15 protein-coding genes are annotated in these 15,287 nt (G+C 73.7%); 7 read left to right on the top strand and 8 right to left on the bottom strand.

Annotated elements, in window-relative coordinates; translation table 11 throughout:
• Positions 1 to 18: 18 nt before the first annotated feature.
• The 6 genes from R7226_RS07400 to R7226_RS07375 all read left to right on the top strand — a co-directional run bounded on the left by R7226_RS07400 (position 19) and on the right by R7226_RS07375 (position 3,197).
• Entirely contained in the window at positions 19 to 990 is a 972-nt protein-coding gene (locus R7226_RS07400) for a PLP-dependent cysteine synthase family protein (protein WP_318596409.1), read from the top strand.
• Complete coding sequence (locus R7226_RS07395; RefSeq protein ID WP_318596408.1) at positions 984 to 1,589, top strand: ferritin-like domain-containing protein; 606 nt, start codon at positions 984 to 986, stop codon at positions 1,587 to 1,589. The genes R7226_RS07400 and R7226_RS07395 overlap by 7 nt, the downstream gene beginning before the upstream one ends.
• Positions 1,586 to 2,080, top strand: coding sequence for a ferritin-like domain-containing protein (locus tag R7226_RS07390; protein WP_318596407.1), 495 nt, complete (start codon positions 1,586 to 1,588; stop codon positions 2,078 to 2,080). Before R7226_RS07395 ends, R7226_RS07390 begins: the two co-directional genes overlap by 4 nt.
• Positions 2,081 to 2,200: 120 nt before the next feature.
• Positions 2,201 to 2,410, top strand: a complete 210-nt coding sequence (locus R7226_RS07385; protein ID WP_318596406.1) for a twin-arginine translocase TatA/TatE family subunit — start codon at positions 2,201 to 2,203, stop codon at positions 2,408 to 2,410.
• Between the two features lie 21 nt (positions 2,411 to 2,431).
• Positions 2,432 to 2,824 (top strand): M67 family metallopeptidase, encoded by a 393-nt coding sequence (locus R7226_RS07380; RefSeq protein WP_318596405.1) that lies wholly within the window; start codon positions 2,432 to 2,434, stop codon positions 2,822 to 2,824.
• Between the two features lie 4 nt (positions 2,825 to 2,828).
• Positions 2,829 to 3,197 carry a hypothetical protein gene (locus tag R7226_RS07375; RefSeq protein WP_318596404.1) on the top strand — a complete coding sequence of 123 codons (369 nt, stop codon included), beginning with the start codon at positions 2,829 to 2,831 and terminating at the stop codon, positions 3,195 to 3,197.
• Positions 3,198 to 3,214: 17 nt separating this feature from the next.
• Here the strand turns inward: R7226_RS07375 and R7226_RS07370 are convergent, their stop codons facing one another.
• The 8 genes from R7226_RS07370 to R7226_RS07335 all read right to left on the bottom strand — a co-directional run bounded on the left by R7226_RS07370 (position 3,215) and on the right by R7226_RS07335 (position 14,162).
• Positions 3,215 to 3,997, bottom strand: a complete 783-nt coding sequence (locus tag R7226_RS07370; RefSeq protein ID WP_318596403.1) for a hypothetical protein — start codon at positions 3,995 to 3,997, stop codon at positions 3,215 to 3,217.
• Between the two features lie 15 nt (positions 3,998 to 4,012).
• Positions 4,013 to 6,649, bottom strand: coding sequence for a penicillin acylase family protein (locus R7226_RS07365; protein ID WP_318596402.1), 2,637 nt, complete (start codon positions 6,647 to 6,649; stop codon positions 4,013 to 4,015).
• Complete coding sequence (locus R7226_RS07360; protein WP_318596401.1) at positions 6,650 to 7,615, bottom strand: DUF1152 domain-containing protein; 966 nt, start codon at positions 7,613 to 7,615, stop codon at positions 6,650 to 6,652.
• A gap of 9 nt (positions 7,616 to 7,624) precedes the next feature.
• Positions 7,625 to 8,254, bottom strand: coding sequence for a DUF1802 family protein (locus R7226_RS07355; RefSeq protein WP_318596482.1), 630 nt, complete (start codon positions 8,252 to 8,254; stop codon positions 7,625 to 7,627).
• 228 nt (positions 8,255 to 8,482) lie between these two features.
• Positions 8,483 to 9,991 (bottom strand): hydantoinase B/oxoprolinase family protein, encoded by a 1,509-nt coding sequence (locus R7226_RS07350; protein WP_318596400.1) that lies wholly within the window; start codon positions 9,989 to 9,991, stop codon positions 8,483 to 8,485.
• Positions 9,988 to 11,994: a hydantoinase/oxoprolinase family protein gene (locus R7226_RS07345; protein WP_318596399.1), complete on the bottom strand. Its 2,007-nt coding sequence runs from the start codon at positions 11,992 to 11,994 to the stop codon at positions 9,988 to 9,990. Before R7226_RS07345 ends, R7226_RS07350 begins: the two co-directional genes overlap by 4 nt.
• Before the next feature lie 59 nt (positions 11,995 to 12,053).
• Positions 12,054 to 12,515: a hypothetical protein gene (locus R7226_RS07340; protein WP_318596398.1), complete on the bottom strand. Its 462-nt coding sequence runs from the start codon at positions 12,513 to 12,515 to the stop codon at positions 12,054 to 12,056.
• Between the two features lie 192 nt (positions 12,516 to 12,707).
• Positions 12,708 to 14,162: an L-aspartate oxidase gene (locus R7226_RS07335; RefSeq protein ID WP_318596397.1), complete on the bottom strand. Its 1,455-nt coding sequence runs from the start codon at positions 14,160 to 14,162 to the stop codon at positions 12,708 to 12,710.
• A gap of 25 nt (positions 14,163 to 14,187) precedes the next feature.
• On the opposite strand from R7226_RS07335, the gene R7226_RS07330 reads away from it, so the two are divergent.
• Positions 14,188 to 15,222 (top strand): histone deacetylase family protein, encoded by a 1,035-nt coding sequence (locus tag R7226_RS07330; RefSeq protein WP_318596396.1) that lies wholly within the window; start codon positions 14,188 to 14,190, stop codon positions 15,220 to 15,222.
• Positions 15,223 to 15,287 lie beyond the last annotated feature (65 nt).

Here is a 15,287-nt window from a genome sequence, read left to right as displayed (position 1 = left end):
GCTACACTCCGTGAAGTAATGGCCTCTGAACGCCTCGAGAACAAGCCCTGCGGCGGTCGCTACGGCGACATCGTCCAGGCGATCGGCAACACCCCGCTCGTCGAGCTCAAGCGCCTCTCGCCGAAGCCCGGCGTGCGCATCTGGGCCAAGCTCGAGTCGAGCAACCCGACGGGCTCGGTCAAGGACCGCGTCGCGCGCTCGCTGATCGAGGACGCCGAGGCCAGAGGCGCGATCAAGCCCGGTCAGACGATCCTCGAGCCGACCTCCGGCAACACCGGCATCTCGCTCGCGATGATCTGCAAGCGCAAGGGCTACAGACTCAAGGTCGTGATGCCCGACAACGTGACGCCGGAGCGCACCCAGCTGCTGCAGATGTACGGCGCCGAGATCGTCTACTCGGACGGCTCGAAGGGTTCCAACGGCGCCGTCGAGCTCGCGTTGCAGATGGCGGAGGCCGATCCGCAGTACTACATGCCGTACCAGTACGGCAACGAGGCCAACCCCAACGCCCACTACAACGGCACGGCGCTTGAGATCCTCGAAGAGCTGGACGAGATCAGCGCCTTCGTCGCCGGTCTCGGCACCGGCGGCACGCTGATGGGCAACGCCCGCCGCTTCAAGGAGACGCTCGGCGACGCCGTCAAGATCGTCGCCGCGGAGCCGATGCAGGGCGAGCCCGTGCAGGGCCTGCGCTCGCTCGACGACGGCTTCATCCCGCCGATCATCGACCTCTCGCTGCTCGACCGCAAGATCTTCGTCACCAACCGCGACGCGATCATCTGGACGCGCAAGCTGCTCGACGAGGAGGGCATCTTCGCCGGCGTCTCCTCGGGCGCGATCGCCCGGGTGGCGGTGCGGATCGCCAACGAGCTGGACGAGGGCAACGTCGTCTTCATCGTCTGCGACGACGGCTGGAAGTACCTCTCCTCGGGCATCTACACCCTGCCGGTCGACGAGGTGGAGAACCTCGACTCGACCGTCTGGTGGTAGCGAGACCGTCGCGACGGACCTTTCTGCGCGGGGCCGCTGCCGGCCTCGCGACGTTGCCGGCCGTCACGTCGGCAGTCGCCGGCGGCACGCTGCTGGGCGGCTGCGGCGGTGACGAGGTCGAGCCGGTCGAGGACTTCTCCACGACGCCGGGGCGGATCCCGCCCGGCGTCAGCGGCGACGCTGAGCTGCTCGGCGGCGCGCTCGCTGCCGAGTACCGCCAGGTCGCGGCCTACCTCTCCGGGCTGCCGCTGCTCGAAGCGCAGGCGCTCGCCGACGCCGAGTGCTTCCTCGCGCACGAGCGCGCCCACGTGGCGCGGCTGCGCGAGCTGATCGGGGGCCTTGGCGGGCCGGCCGTCGGGCCGCGCCCCAGCTACGACTTCGGCCTGCCCGGCACCTCCGCCGACGTGCTCAGAACGCTCGAGCGCGTCGAGCAGGAGACGATCGCCGTCTATCTCCAGATCGTCCCGCGGCTGACCGACCCGCTGCTGCGGGCGACGGCGGCGTCGATCGCCGTCGTCGAGGCCGAGCACCAGGCGGTCGTCCGGCAGCGGCTGGGGCGCCAGCCGCTGCCGACCGCGTTCGTGACGGGCGGCCGATGAGCGACGCGACGATCGTGGCGGATGCGCTGGCGCTGGAGCAGGTGGTGATCGCCAGCTATGGCGTCGCCCTGCGCGACGGCCCGCTGGAGCCGCGGCTGCGGCGGCTGCTGCGGCGCCTGCGCCAGCAGGAGCGCGACCATGCCGCGGTGCTCGCGAGCGAGCTCGACACGCTCGGGGGCAGAGCGCCCGCGGCACCTGCCGGTGACGCCGCGCTGGGGCGCGCCCGCGCGGCGCTCGGGCTGACGCACCCGCTCGACGAGGTGGTCACGCGCGGCGACGTGGCGCGCTTCGCCGTCGAGCTGGAGAACGCGCAGATGGCGGGCTATCTCGCGGCGGTGCGGGAGCTGAGCGACCCGCGGTTGGTGACGCTGGCGACGCAGATCATGGCCGCCGAGGGTCAGCACGCGACGGTCCTGCGCGGCCTGCTGAGCGAGATCCCGGAGGTCGTCGTCCCGAGCCCGTTCGAAACGGGGGATGCGGCCATTCCGTGATCCGCTCTGGTCCTTCCGCCGCATTAGGGCTAGCATTGAACGAACCCATCCGCACCTCCCGTCCGCGTCGTGCCCCTTCATGGCGGCGGATGGTCCAGCTACGAAGGAGCAGGAACGCCAATGTTCTCTCAGATCGGACCGATGGAGATCATCCTGGTCCTCGTCATCGCTCTCGTCATCCTCGGCCCGAAGAAGCTGCCCGAGGCGGGCAAGTCGATCGGCAAGGGCATGCGCGAGTTCAAGGACTCGCTCGCCGGCATCAACGGCAAGGACGATGACGACGAGCGCGAGCTGACCGCTGTCCGCAGCGAGAAGCGCGACGCCGCGTAGCAGCCCGTAGAATCGCGGGCGATGAAGATCGCCCGCGAGCTCTACGACCAACTGATCGCCCACGCCCGTGCCGAGGCGCCGAACGAATGCTGCGGCATGATCGCTTCGGCCGACGGCACCGCGGTCAGAATCTTCCCGGCGGAGAACACCGCCGCCAGCCCGCTGCGCTATGAGATCGACGGCCGTCAGCAGCTCGAGATCCTCGACGCGATCGAGGACGGCGGCCACGACCTCGGCGCGATCTACCACTCGCACACGCGCACCGCGCCCGAGCCGTCGCAGACGGACATCAACCTCGCCTTCTATCCCGACTCGCTGTACGTGATCGTCGGGATCGCGAACGCCGAGCCCGACGTGCGCGCCTGGCGGATCGTCGACGGCGCCGTCAGCGAAGCGGAGCTGATCGTCGAGTAGCGCGATGACACTCCCGCGTGACGACACGGCGGGCAAGGTCAACCCCGAGTACGCGCAGGGGGAGTTGGTGCGCGTGCTGGGCGTCAGAAATCAGATAGAGGGCGAGTTCATCCAGGGGCTGCTGCTGGAGGAGGGCGTCCCCAGCATCCTGCGGCGCAGCATGGGCTTCGACGTGCCCGATTTCCTCGCCTCCGGCCCGCGCGACGTGATGGTGCCGCGCTCCGGCGTCTCGGCCTCGCGCGACGTGCTGCTGCAGGCGCATCTGCTGCCTGACGAGCGCCCAGTCGGCCCCTCGCCGCTGAAGCTGCTCGCGTTCATCCTCGCGGCGATCGCGGTCGTCGCCGTCTGCGCCTACATCGTCGAGTCGCTCTAGCGGCGAGGCCGGGCGGCCTAGTGGCGCCGGCGCGGCGCGGTCGCGCCGCCGAGGTCGGCCAGCCGCGCCAGGTGGGAGCGCCACGCGCCCTCGGTGTGGACCAGCTCGCGCCCGCCGAAGGCGTCGCGCAGCGCCTTCTCGGGGCCGTCGGGGTCGAGGAAGCAGGCCAGCCGCATCGCCGCCTCCGGGCCCTCCTCACGCGCGAGCAGGTCGAGCACGGTGCCGCCGAGCAGCGCGGCGTCGCGCAGGCTCGGCGGAAAGGCGGGGCGGCCGCCTTCGCGCAGCCGGCGAGAGATCGCCGGACGGGCGTGCTCGACCTGGCCGGCGAAGAAGCGCGCCGCGCCCTCGACCAGCCACGCCCAGCGCAGCCGGTGCAGCACCGCAGGCGGTGTCGACGGCGGCGGCAGGCGGCGGTTGTTGACGCCGACGACGAGACGCGCGTAGAGCACGTCGGGGGCGCGCTGCAGCATCTCGCGTGAGCCGTCGACCTTCGAGGCGCGCTGCGTCAGGACTCTCGGCGCCAACATGTGGATCGTGTTCGCCGTCACCGAGCCGACGACGTAGCGGCGCGCCGCGGCCGCCGTCAGCAGCCGTTCGACCGGCACCAGCGGGTGCGCGAGGTCGAGCAGGATCGGCGATCTGTGGAAGACGACCGTGACGTCGGCGACCGTTCTGGGGAAGAGCACGTCGAGCCGTGCGCGTGTGCGCTCGAGCGAGTCGAGCATGCGGGCCGCGTCGTCGGCGTCCGCCGTCTCGTGGCGGGCGCGGAAGGAGGCCGAGAACGTCTCGTCCCATGCCATGCGCCCGGGATGATGTCAGCGCGGACGGTGGCCGTGCATCTCGACGACCTGCTGGTACGTCGGGCGGTTCTGCCACGCGATCGGCGGCTGCGTGATGCCGCCGAGCGCCTGGAAGCGGATCGCGTCGTAGCAGCTCGGCGAGCCGGCTTGACCGGCTCTGGCGCAGCCCTCGTCGGCGTACAGCTCGCTCGCCGGGACCGCCAGCGCCGCGCGCAGCGACCGCTCCAGCACACCGCGGCACCGTCTCAGGGAGCCGCGACCGCAGTAGACGCGGCCGTAGCGGCCGCGCACCGGCGCGCCGAGCAGCGTCCGCAGGTCCTTCTGCGCGTAGCCGTACCAGCCGGTCTGGAAGGCCGAGCCGCGATGCTCGCCGTCGCGCCCATGCGGCGGGTCGTCCTGCGGGATCGCGGCGACGAGCTGGCGATAGAGCCGGTCGCCGAGCCGCGGCCCGAACTGCGCCCGCATCCAGCGCGGCCACCAGGCGTCGAGGATCTGGATCGCCTCCGCGTGCGGATACGGCGCGCCGACGCTGCGCGCGCGCCGGTGGCCGCCTTCTGCGATCCTCGCCCGCAGCTCCGCGACCGCGCGCCGCAGCCGCGGATCGCGCGGTCTGCCGAGCACGCGCAGCGCCCACGGCAGTACCTGCGTCGCGCGCAGGTCGACGGTCGCCGCCTCCGCCATCGCGCTGACGAGCCCGGCGCGGTCGAGCCGGCGCCCGCCGCGCGTGCGCGCGGCGATCGCGGCGTCGAGCGACTGCGAGCGGTAGACGGGACCGAAGGTCTGCCCGTTGGCGGCCGCGTAGGCGGGCGCCTGCTTGTTGTTCCAGCTCGTCAGCACGTCCTGGTCGCGCGCCTGCGGGTGCTCGGCGAACGGCGTGCCGATCCCGCGCCAGCCGAAGCGTGCGCTCGTCGGCAGGTTGCCGTCGACGCCGCGCGGCCGCCGCGGGTTGGCGCCGGAGTTGAAGTAGGCGGTCTCGCGGTCGTCGAGGTAGAACCAGTTGAACGTGTAGTCGACCTGCGCGGCGGCGCGCTGGAAGTCGCGCGCCGAGCGGATCCGGCCGGGGTCGTTGAAGGCGGCGAAGCCGCGCGCGGAGTCGAGCTCGCGGCCGTAGGTCGAGCGCCGCTCGACGTAGACGACCGGGCGCCCGCCGACCCGCCCGCGCGCGACGACGATCCCGCGCAGCGTGCGCTGAGCGCGCAGCTCGATCGCGCCGGCCGGGGTCGAGTCGGCGATGCTCGGTCTCCACGCGTCGCGTCGCGTCAGCAGCTCCATCGGGCGGCAGCGGCCGCCGAGCAGGTAGTGGGCCGAGCCGATCGACGGGCGGCCGCCGCCGGGCGCGCAGAGCGGCAGCGCGAACGTGTCGATGATGTCCTGGCCGGCCGAGGTCGCGCTCCAGGCGTAGTCCGGTCCGCGGCCGAGCTGGACGTACATGTTGACGCCGGCGAAGGCCGCGCCACGGGCGTCGATGCCCGGTCCGTGCAGCTCCTGCTCGACGAGGATCTGCGGGGAGAAGTAGCCCACCTGCGGCCCGAAGACGGCCAGCGGATGGCCCGACTTCGACAGCCTGCCCGAGACGACGAGCGCGTTGGAGGCGGCGCGGGGCGCGCGCCGCCTCGCGACCTCGGCGCTGCGCAGCGTGCCGCGGTCGGGCAGCGCGAGGCTGCCGCGCGCCGGCGTGCGCGGCGGCAGGTCGTAGGGGAAGCGGCGGCCGCGCACCGTCGTCGGCGCCTCGGGATCGTCGGCGCTGCGCCAGTCGCTCCACAACCGTCTGCCGAGGCGGGCGCCGAAGCGGTCCTGGAAGCTCTCCAGCAGCAGCGCCTGCTCCAGCTCCCCGCCGCCGCCGTTGCCGAAGGTCGCGCCGACCAGCGACGCGATCGCGACGGCGTCCTCGGGCTTCCACGGCTGCGGGCCCGCGACGTTGCCGGTGAAGGCATACTCGCCGGGCAGCTCCAGCGGGTCGACGCGGGCGCGGTCGATGAAGGCGTTGACGCCGGCGGTGTAGGCGTCGAGGTCGGCGCGCAGCTTCCGGCCCTCGGCGCCGTAGCGGCGCGGCAGCGCGTCGAGCTGGGCGGTCAGGTCGGCCTCGCTGTACGGCGCCGCGCGCCACTGCTCGCGGTCCATCGCGACGTTGCCGGGCGAGCCGCCGGCGAAGGCCGCCAGCTGCGCGCGGCCGAGGTGGCGCAGCACGTCGAGGAAGAAGAGGCGGTCCTCGGCGGCGCTGTAGCCGGCGCCGAACATCGTTCCAGCGCGCGTGGCGCCGTAGATCCGCGGCACGCCGTACTGGCGGTCGCGCACGATCGTGACGTCCTCGCGCGGGCTGTAGGCGCGCTCCGCCTCGCCAGCTCTGACGCCGAAGGAGGCGTCCTTGAAGAGGCGGTTCAGATCGGCGGTGCGCAGCGGCAGCGGCGTCGACGTCAGCGCCGCGTACATCGCGAGCTGGTCATCGTTGTGGGTCGGGCGGGCGCCGTTTGAGAGGAACGCGAGCAGCTGGTCGCGGTTGGCGGCGCCATCGGTGCCGGGCGGCAGCACGTCGCGGACGGTGCCGAAGTCGCCGGCGCGGTAGGGGAGCGGCTGGGGCGGTGCGGCGAGTGCGCCGGCGGCGCCGCTCGTCAGCAGGACCACGACGCTCAGCAGCGACGCGATCCGGCGCACTCAGATCAGTCCGGCGGCGGCGTCGCGCTCGTAGTCGAGCTCGGTGCGGATCCCCTGCGCGGCGAGGATCTCCTGCGCGGCCTCCATGTCCTGCGCGCCGAGCACGGCCTTCGCGCAGCGGGCCGCCGAGTCGATCGCCGCGGCGGGGTCGAAGAAGAACGTCAGCGCGCCGGCCGGCGTGCGCTCGACGGTGCGGCGGCCGTTGCGGATCGGCAGCGGGCCGAAGGCGCCGCGGGCGCACTCGACCGCCTGCGCGCTGGCCTCGGTCGGGACGACCTCGACGGCGCGCGCCAGCCGCGCGACGGAGGGCTGCGTCAGTCCCCACACGCCGAGCAGGCCGCCGGCGGCCGAGACCTCGGCGACGCGCTCCAGCACCTCTGCTGGGGTCAGCTCGGCGTCGCAGCCGGCGCCGAACAGCGCGCCGATCGTCTCGATCCCGCGCTCGGCCAGCAGCGGCGCGGCGGCGAGCATGACGGCGTCGCAGAGCGGGCTGGAGAGCCCCGGCTCATGGCCGTGGGCGAGCACGTCGCCGCCGACGTCGACGAGCACGACGAGGTCGCACTCGAGCCGTCTGGCGGCGGCGGCGATGCCGTCGGCGATCGCGGCGGGACCGGGGGTGGGGTCGACCAGCACGACCCAGGCGCCGAGCAGGCCGGCCATGTGCGACTCCGCGAAGCGGAAGCCGCCGGGGCCGGTCGTGTCGGGGCCGGCGAGCGCGACGGCGGGGTGGATCACCTCGGCGTCGCTCAGCTCGGCGATCGTGCGGGCGCCGGGCAGCGGGTCGATCGGACGCCGCTCCCACGTGACCCCGCCGATGACAGCGTCGCCGCCGAGCGCGCGAGCGCACTCCGCGACGGCGAGCGCACCGACGACGTCACCGCCGCCGCCGATGCCGATCGCGAGGGCGCGACGACTGCCGAGAATCTGTTCGATGCCGGCAGCCGGCGCCTCACCGCGATGGTTCACAGGGTGCTTCTAGACGAGCGCGGGGACGCGACCGTTGACGATCGAGCGGATCTCCTCGGAGGCGCGCTCGAACTCGTCGTCGGAGAGCACCGGCGTGCCCTCGAAGGGCAGGTCGCGCGTGATCTCCAGCCAGCTGCGACATCCGCCGTAGTCGTCGCGCACCTTGACGGTGACGGGACGAGGGATGCGGTACGTGCGCAGCAGCACCACATGCAGTGGATGACGGCGCTTCCAGTCGAGCCGCTTCTCCGCGTAGTCGGGCGTCCACACGTAGAACGGCGAGAGGGCGTCGACCGCACGACGATCGGTGATCGTCCAGTGGTCGGCGACCTCGGCCCACGCGCGAATCCTCACGCGGTCGGGCTGCGGGATCTCGCCGTCGCGCGTCAGCGCGTGCGGCGGGGGCTCGCCCTCCGGCCAGACGCCTTCCTCCAGCGCACGAGCCATTTCGGGCTGGTGAGACTCACGAACGAGGTCGCGGCGCTGGTGGTCGAACGTCGGGTAGAGGAAGAACCGCTCGTGCTCGAGCTTGAAGTGCTTCTCTTGTTCGCGGATGCCGCCCTTGCGCAGTGTTACGAGTTGCTCGCCTTCGGCAAGCGCGCGCACAGTCACGGCCCATTCTTTGAAAGCAATCGGCATAGTTCCGGGGGAGGGGAGAGGATGCGTATATGCCCGTTTACGCGAAGATGCAACATTTCGCGGCGGGATGTCCATTCTAGGGAAGACCCTTGAAATTCCCAAATTTCCCTGCAAATTGGCGCTTTTTCACGCCCCGTTCACGGAGTGCGAAAGCGTTTTCGCGCGCGCGTTGCGCGTACGCGTGCGGACAATTTGCGACTTCCTGGAGCGCGCCGACGCGCCTCGTGGTCAGGGTGCGGGCGGGATCTTGCGCGCCGTTCCGTGCCCGCCGCCGCCCGGCGTCTCGATCCGCAGCCGGGCGCCCGGACGCAGCTCGCCGCGCGCCTTCGCCGGCAGCGGCTCGCCGTCGAGCAGGTTGCGGCCGCGAGCGCCAGGCTCCCCGCCGGCCGCGCCCGGCGGCGCGTGGCGCCGCCGCTCGCTGATCAGCGACCACGTCATCGGCGCCAGCGCCTCCAGCTCGCGCACGATCCCGTCGCCGCCGCCGAAGGCGCCGCTGCCGCCCGAGCCGCGCCGCAGCGCGTAGGTCACGACGCGCAGCGGGAACTCCAGCTCCAGCGCCTCCACGGGGGTGTTCAGCGTGTTCGACATCGCCACGTGGACGGCGCTCGGCCCGTCGGCGCCGGGGCAGGCGCCCTGTCCGCCGCCGAGCGTCTCGTAGTAGGTGAAGTCGTCGTTGCCGAGCGTCAGGTTGTTCATCGTCCCCTGGCCGAGCGCCCGCCCGAAGGCGGCCAGCACGAGGTCGGCGACGCGCGAGGAGGTCTCGACGTTGCCGGCGACGACCGCGTGCGGTGACTGCGCGTTCAGCAGCGAGCCCTCCGGTGCGATCACCTCGATCGGGCGGTAGGCGCCGGCGCTCGGCGGGATGTCGGGGTCGGTCAGCACCCGCACGGCGAAGTAGCAGGCCGAGCGCGTGACCGCGAGCGGGCAGTTGAGGTTGCCGTCGTGCTGCGCGGCGCTGCCGCTGAAGTCGAGCACGAGCCGGTCACCGGCGACGGTCGCTCGCAGTCGCAGCGGGATGTCGCCGTCGGCCCCTTCCAGCACGTCCTCGGCATGCAGGACGCCGTCGGGCAGCGCCGCGATGCACGCGCGCGCTCGCCGCTCGGCGTAGTCGAGCACCTCCGCCATCGCCGCCCGCAGCGTCGCGACGCCGGTGCCGCGCGCCAGCTCCGCCAGCCGCAGCGCGCCCGCCCGGTTGGCGGCGAGCTGGGCGCGCAGGTCGGCGCGCCGCTGCGCCGGCTGGCGCATCCGCGCCGCCAGCCGCTCGATCGCCGCCTCGTCGAGCGGCTGCGGCGCGATCACGACGCCCTCCTCGGCGAGCGTTCTGCTGTCGGCCGGCATCGAGCCCGGCGTCGGCCCGCCGACGTCGGCGTGATGAGCGCGGTTGGCGGCGAAGCCGAGCAGCTCGCCGTCGTCGTCGAAGACCGGCGTCACGACGGTGATGTCGGGCAAGTGCGTGCCGCCGCGGTAGGGGTCGTTGAGGACCCACGATCGTCCGGGCGCGTGCTGCTCGCCGAGCACCGCGGCGACCGCCGCCGGCATCGCGCCGAGGTGGACGGGGATGTGCTCGGCCTGCATCACCATGTCGCCGGCCGGGTCGAACAGCGCCGTCGAGGCGTCGCGCCGCTCCTTGATGTTGGCCGAGTGGGCGGAGCGGATCAGCACCGCGCCCATCTCCTCGCAGGTCGCCCGCAGCGCGCCGACGACGACCTGCAGCTGGACAGGGTCGAGCGCGGTCATCCGCGCGGCTCCAACCTCAAGTCGATCGCTCCGCTCTCCATCACGACGCCGCTCCAGCCCTCCGGCACCAGCAGCGTCGACTCCGGCAGCTCGCAGACGGCCGGGCCGGTCAGCTCCAGCCCCGGTGGCAGCGCGCCGCGCCAGACGGCCAGCTCGACCTCGCGCCCGTCGAGCCGTGCCCGCCGAGTGCCCGGCTGTGGCGGCCGCGCCCCGGCGGCCGGCGCCGGCAGCGACGCGTCGGCGCCCGCCGCGCTCTCGACCAGCGCGCGCACGGTCACCGTCACCAGCTCGACCTCCTGCTCGCCGTCGCGATAGCCGTAGCGGCGCTCGTGCGCCGCCTCGAACGCCTCGCGCAGCTGCTCCGGCGCCGGCTCCGCCGGCCCGTCGACGACCAGCTCGAACGCCTGCCCGCGGTAACGCAGCGCATAGGTCGCGGCGATCTCGGCATCCGGCGCCCCGAGCGCCGCGCGCGCCTGCGCGGCCAGCTCCGCCACGTCCCGCGCGACCGCTTCCGCCGTCAGCTCGGCGCCGGCGCGCAGGACGCTGCGCTGCGCGTCGCGGCGGCGCGGCGCGACGACGAGGCCGAAGGCGGCGAGCACGCCGGAGGCGCGTGGCGCGATCACGCGGTCGATTCCCAGCTCCTGCGCGATCGCGACCGCATGCAGCGGGCCGGCGCCGCCGAAGGCCACGAGCGCGTGGTCGCGCGGGTCGATCCCGCGCTCGACGGTGACGACGCGCAGCGCCCGCGTCATCTCGGCGTTGGCGACGCGCACGATCCCCTCCGCGCAGGCGAGCGCGTCGATCCCCAACTCCTGCGCGAGCGTGTCGACGGCGCGCCGCGCCGCCTCCAGGTCGAGCGCGACCGTCTCCGACAGCGGCGCGTCGGGCGGCAGGTAGCCGAGCAGCAGGTTGGCGTCTGTGACGGTCGGCAGCTCGCCGCCGCGGCCATAGCAGGCGGGGCCGGGCACGGCCCCGGCCGAGCGCGGCCCGACGCGCAGCGCCCCGCCGGCGTCGCGCCAGGCGATCGAGCCGCCGCCGGCGCCGACGGTGTGCACGTCGAGCGTCGGCAGCGCGATCGGGCGGCCGGCGATCTCGCCCTTGTCGCTCTCGGCGACGGCGCCGTCGTGCACGACGCAGACGTCGCACGAGGTGCCGCCCATGTCGAAGCAGAGCGCCCGCTCGACGCCAGCGGCGGCAGCGGCGAAGGCCGCTCCCTCGGCGCCGCCGGCCGGGCCGGAGAGGACCGTCCAGGAAGCATGGCCGGCGGCCGCGTCGAGGTCGATCAGGCCGCCGTTGGACTGCATGATCGCCGGCTCGGGCAGGCCGGCCTGCGCGGCCCGCTCGGCGAGCCGTCGCAGGTAGCGGCCGACGAGCGGCGAGAGCGCGGCGTCGATCTCCGTCGTCGCGGCGCGCTCGTACTCGCGGAAGGTGCCGACGACCTCGTGTGAGAGCGAGACGTGCGCCCGCGGCAGCGCGTCCGCGAGCGCGTCGCGCAACGCCTGCTCGTGCGCGGGATGGCGGTAGGCGTGCAGCAGCACGACCGCGACGGCATCAGGCTGCGCGGCGGCGACCCGGGCCGCCAGCGCCGCGGCAGCGTCCTCGGCGAGCGGCCGCAGCGGGCCGTCGGGCGTCATCCGCTCCGGTGCGCCGAAGCGCAGCTCGCGCGGGACGAGCGGCGCGGGGTGGGCGGCGCAGAGGCGGTAGAGGTCGGCGCGCGCCTGGCGGCCCAGCTCGACGACGTCCTCGAAGCCGGCGGTCGCGATCAGCGCGGTGCGCGCCGAGCTGCCCTCCAGCAGCGCGTTGGTCGCGACGGTCATGCCGTGCGCGAATACGGTCACGTCGGCGGCGCCGCGGCCGGCGCGCTCCAGCACGGCGGCGACGGCGGCCATCACGCCGAGCGACTGGTCCTCCGGCGTCGTCGGCGACTTCGCCGTGACGAGCAGGCCGTCCCCGAACAGGACGGCATCCGTGAAGGTCCCTCCGACGTCGACTCCCAGCAGCATCGCGCCGCGCACGCTATCCGGCGCGGCGCCCTGCTGTCGGGTGGTGGTGGGGCCGGGGCCTACGCCGCGGCGAGCGCCGCTTCGCGCTCGGCGATCTCGCGCTCGGCGGCGATCTCGGTCTCGGCGAGATGCTGGTGGGATGGGCAATAGCCGTTGTGCGGCAACGGCATGCGTTGACAGGCGGTGCCCTTGCGGGTCGTGGCGCGGCATTGAAGCGGGTTCCCGGCGAGGTCGTAGCCGGTCATCGGCTGCCGCGAGAGGAACTCGTCGGCGCACGCGATGTAGCGGTCGATCACGTGGTATATCCGCGCCTGGGCCGACATCGGGAAGTACGGGCGGATGTCGTGGAACAGCGAGCGGGCCGGCCTCGCGAAGTAGTGGCGGTCGGTCGCGAGGCGCTCGATCGCGCTCTCGCAAGCTCTCAGCACACGCTCGTGGTTGTTGATGGTGCCCGCGGTGGTCGGGCCCTCGACGATCTCGCTCGCAAGTTCGCGATAGATCGCCCGGCTGAAGCGATACATGACGCCAGTTCTCTCCTTCTCGATCCCCGTGCCGTACTCCTGTTGGCACGGCGGAGCATCCCACCGCGTTGTGAAGCTCAGGCCATGGAACTGTTAACCGCGTATTAAGTCGAAACGTTTGCGTTCGCTTGACAGGGCGTCAGGAACGCGACGCTGAACGTGCGCGTTCTTCTGCTGCTGTGACGGGCGATGTCAGCGCCAGAACATCAACGACGGCGGATCGCCGTCGGTGACGACCGTGTGGTGGCCGTCGAGCGCCGCGTCGATGTTTGGAAAGTCGCGCCGTTGGTGAGCGCCGCGGCTTTCCTCTCGCGCCAGCGCGCTGGCCGCCAGCAGGCGGACGAGCGGGTGCGGGTCGTCGAGCAGCGAGCGCAGCCCCGCGGCGTCGCGCTCGATCCCCGCGTCGCGCCACAGCGCCTCGCGGCTGGCGGCCGTCAATCTCGGCGGCGGGCTCGACGGCGGCGCCTCCGGAATGCCGCTCGGCGCCGGCTCGTCGAGCGCGGCGAGCGCCGCGCGGCGGCCGAAGACGAAGCATTCGCTGAGCGAGTTGGAGGCGAGCCGGTTGGCGCCGTGCAGGCCGGTGCAGGCGCACTCGCCGACGGCGTACAGCGCCGGCAGCGACGAGCGGCCGTCGAGGTCGGTCGCGATCCCGCCCATCATGTAGTGCGCGGCGGGCGCGACCGGGACCAGCTCGCGCGCGGGATCGAGCCCCGCTCTGCGCAGCACCGTGACGACGTTCGGGAAGAGCGCCGGGTCGATCGCGCGCATGTCGAGCGACACCGACGGCGCGCCGCTCTCCAGCATCTTGCGCGCGACCGCGCGCGAGACCTCGTCGCGCGGCTGCAGCTCGTCGACGAACCGCTCGCCGTGGTCGTCGAGCAGCAGCGCTCCCTCGCCGCGCACCGCCTCGGTCACGAGGAAGCTGTCGGCGCCGTCGACGCCCGCGACCGCGGTCGGATGGAACTGGATCATCTCGAGGTCAGCCAACTGCGCGCCGGCCCGCTGCGCCAGCAGCAGCCCGCTGCCGCTGGAGCCGACCGGGTTGGTCGAGCGCGCCCACAGCGCCGCGGCGCCGCCGGTCGCGAGCACGACCGCGCGCGCGATCACGAGACGGCCGTCGCGCAGCCGCACGCCAGCGGCGCGGCCGTCACGCGTGAGCACCGCGGTCGCCGCGCTCTCCTCCAGCACCTCGATGCGGGGATCCTCCGCCGCCAGCGCCGACAGCTGGCGCGAGACGCGCCGGCCGGTCGCCGAGCCGCCCGCGTGAACGATCCGGCGGACGCTGTGGCCGCCCTCCAACCCGAGAGCGAGACGGCCCTTGCGGTCGGCGTCGAAGTGGACGCCGAGACGCGCGAGGTCCTTCACCATCGCCGGCGCCTCGTTGGTCAGCACCTCGGCCGCGCTGCGGCGGACGGTGCCGCGCCCGGTCACGAGCGTGTCCTGCAGATGGCGCTCGGGGCTGTCGTCGATCGCCAACGCGGCGGCGAGCCCGCCCTGTGCCCAGTACGAGGAGGACTCCGCCAGCGGCGTCGCGGAGACGAGCGCGACGCGCGCCCCGGCGGCGGCCGCGGTGAGGGCTGTGTAGAGCCCGGCTCCTCCTGCACCTACGACGGCGAGGTCGGCCTCGATCGTGACGGGACGTTCCATGCGAGGGGGCCAGTACGGTACTCGCATGGCGCCCGCGGTCTACCTCTCGCACCCCTCCTCGCTGCTGCACGACACCGGTCCGCACCCGGAGCGGGCCGACCGCATCACCGCGATCGAGCACGAGCTGGCGCGTCACGATTGGTTCGGGATGGAGCGCGTCGAGGCACCGCGCGTCGCGGAGGAGACGCTTGCCGCGGTGCACCCGGTCCGTTACATCCGCGCGATCGACGAGCTGTGCGCGAGCGGCGGCGGCGCGATCGACGCCGACACCGTCGTCGTCGAGGCCTCCTATGAGGCGGCGCTACGCGCCGCCGGGGGCGCGGTGCGGCTGGTCGACCTGCTGCTGAGCGGAGAGGCGCGCACCGGCTTCAGCGCGCTGCGGCCGCCCGGCCACCATGCCGAGGCGGCGCGGGCGATGGGCTTCTGCCTGTTCGACAACGTCGCCGTCGCCGCGCAGCACGCGCTCGACGCCCATGGGCTGGAGCGCGTGCTCGTGGTGGACTGGGACGTCCACCACGGCAACGGCACCAACGACATCTTCCACGCGACCGACAGAGTCCTGTTCGTCTCGCTGCACCAGGCGCCGCTCTACCCCGGCACCGGGCCGGCCGGCGACGTCGGCAGCGGCGCGGGGACCGGCTACACGGTCAACGTGCCGCTGCAGGCCGGCGGCGGCGACGCGCTCTACGCGTCGTTGCTGGAGCACGCCGTCGCGCCGCTGGCACGCACCTACGCGCCGCAGCTGATCCTCGTCTCGGCCGGCTTCGACGCCCACCGCGACGACCCGCTCGCCGGGATGGCGCTGAGCGAGGCCGGCTTCGCCGCGATGACGGGCACGCTGCGCCGCCTCGGCGCCGAGCTGGGCGTGCCGCTCGGCGGCGTGCTCGAGGGCGGCTACGCGCTCGGCGCGCTCGCCGCCTCGACCGCGGCGACTCTCGCTGCCTTGACGGCGCCTGAACCGCCCGCGGCCGATCCGGGGCTGGCGGTGGCGCCGGCGTCGAACGCGCTGCTGGAGCGGCTGTCGGCGCGCTGGCCGGCGCTCGCGGCGCAGACGCGCTGAGCGGCTATCTCGTGCCGGCGGTGCTGTCCGGCGGCGTCGCGGCGGCCGCGGGCGGCGCGGGTGCG

This window comes from Conexibacter stalactiti, from assembly GCF_033542075.1.
GTDB classification, from domain to species: Bacteria; Actinomycetota; Thermoleophilia; order Solirubrobacterales; family Solirubrobacteraceae; genus Conexibacter; species Conexibacter stalactiti.
The sequence above is the reverse complement of the archived record's forward strand: the minus strand, read 5'-3'. Positions and strand labels throughout refer to the sequence as shown.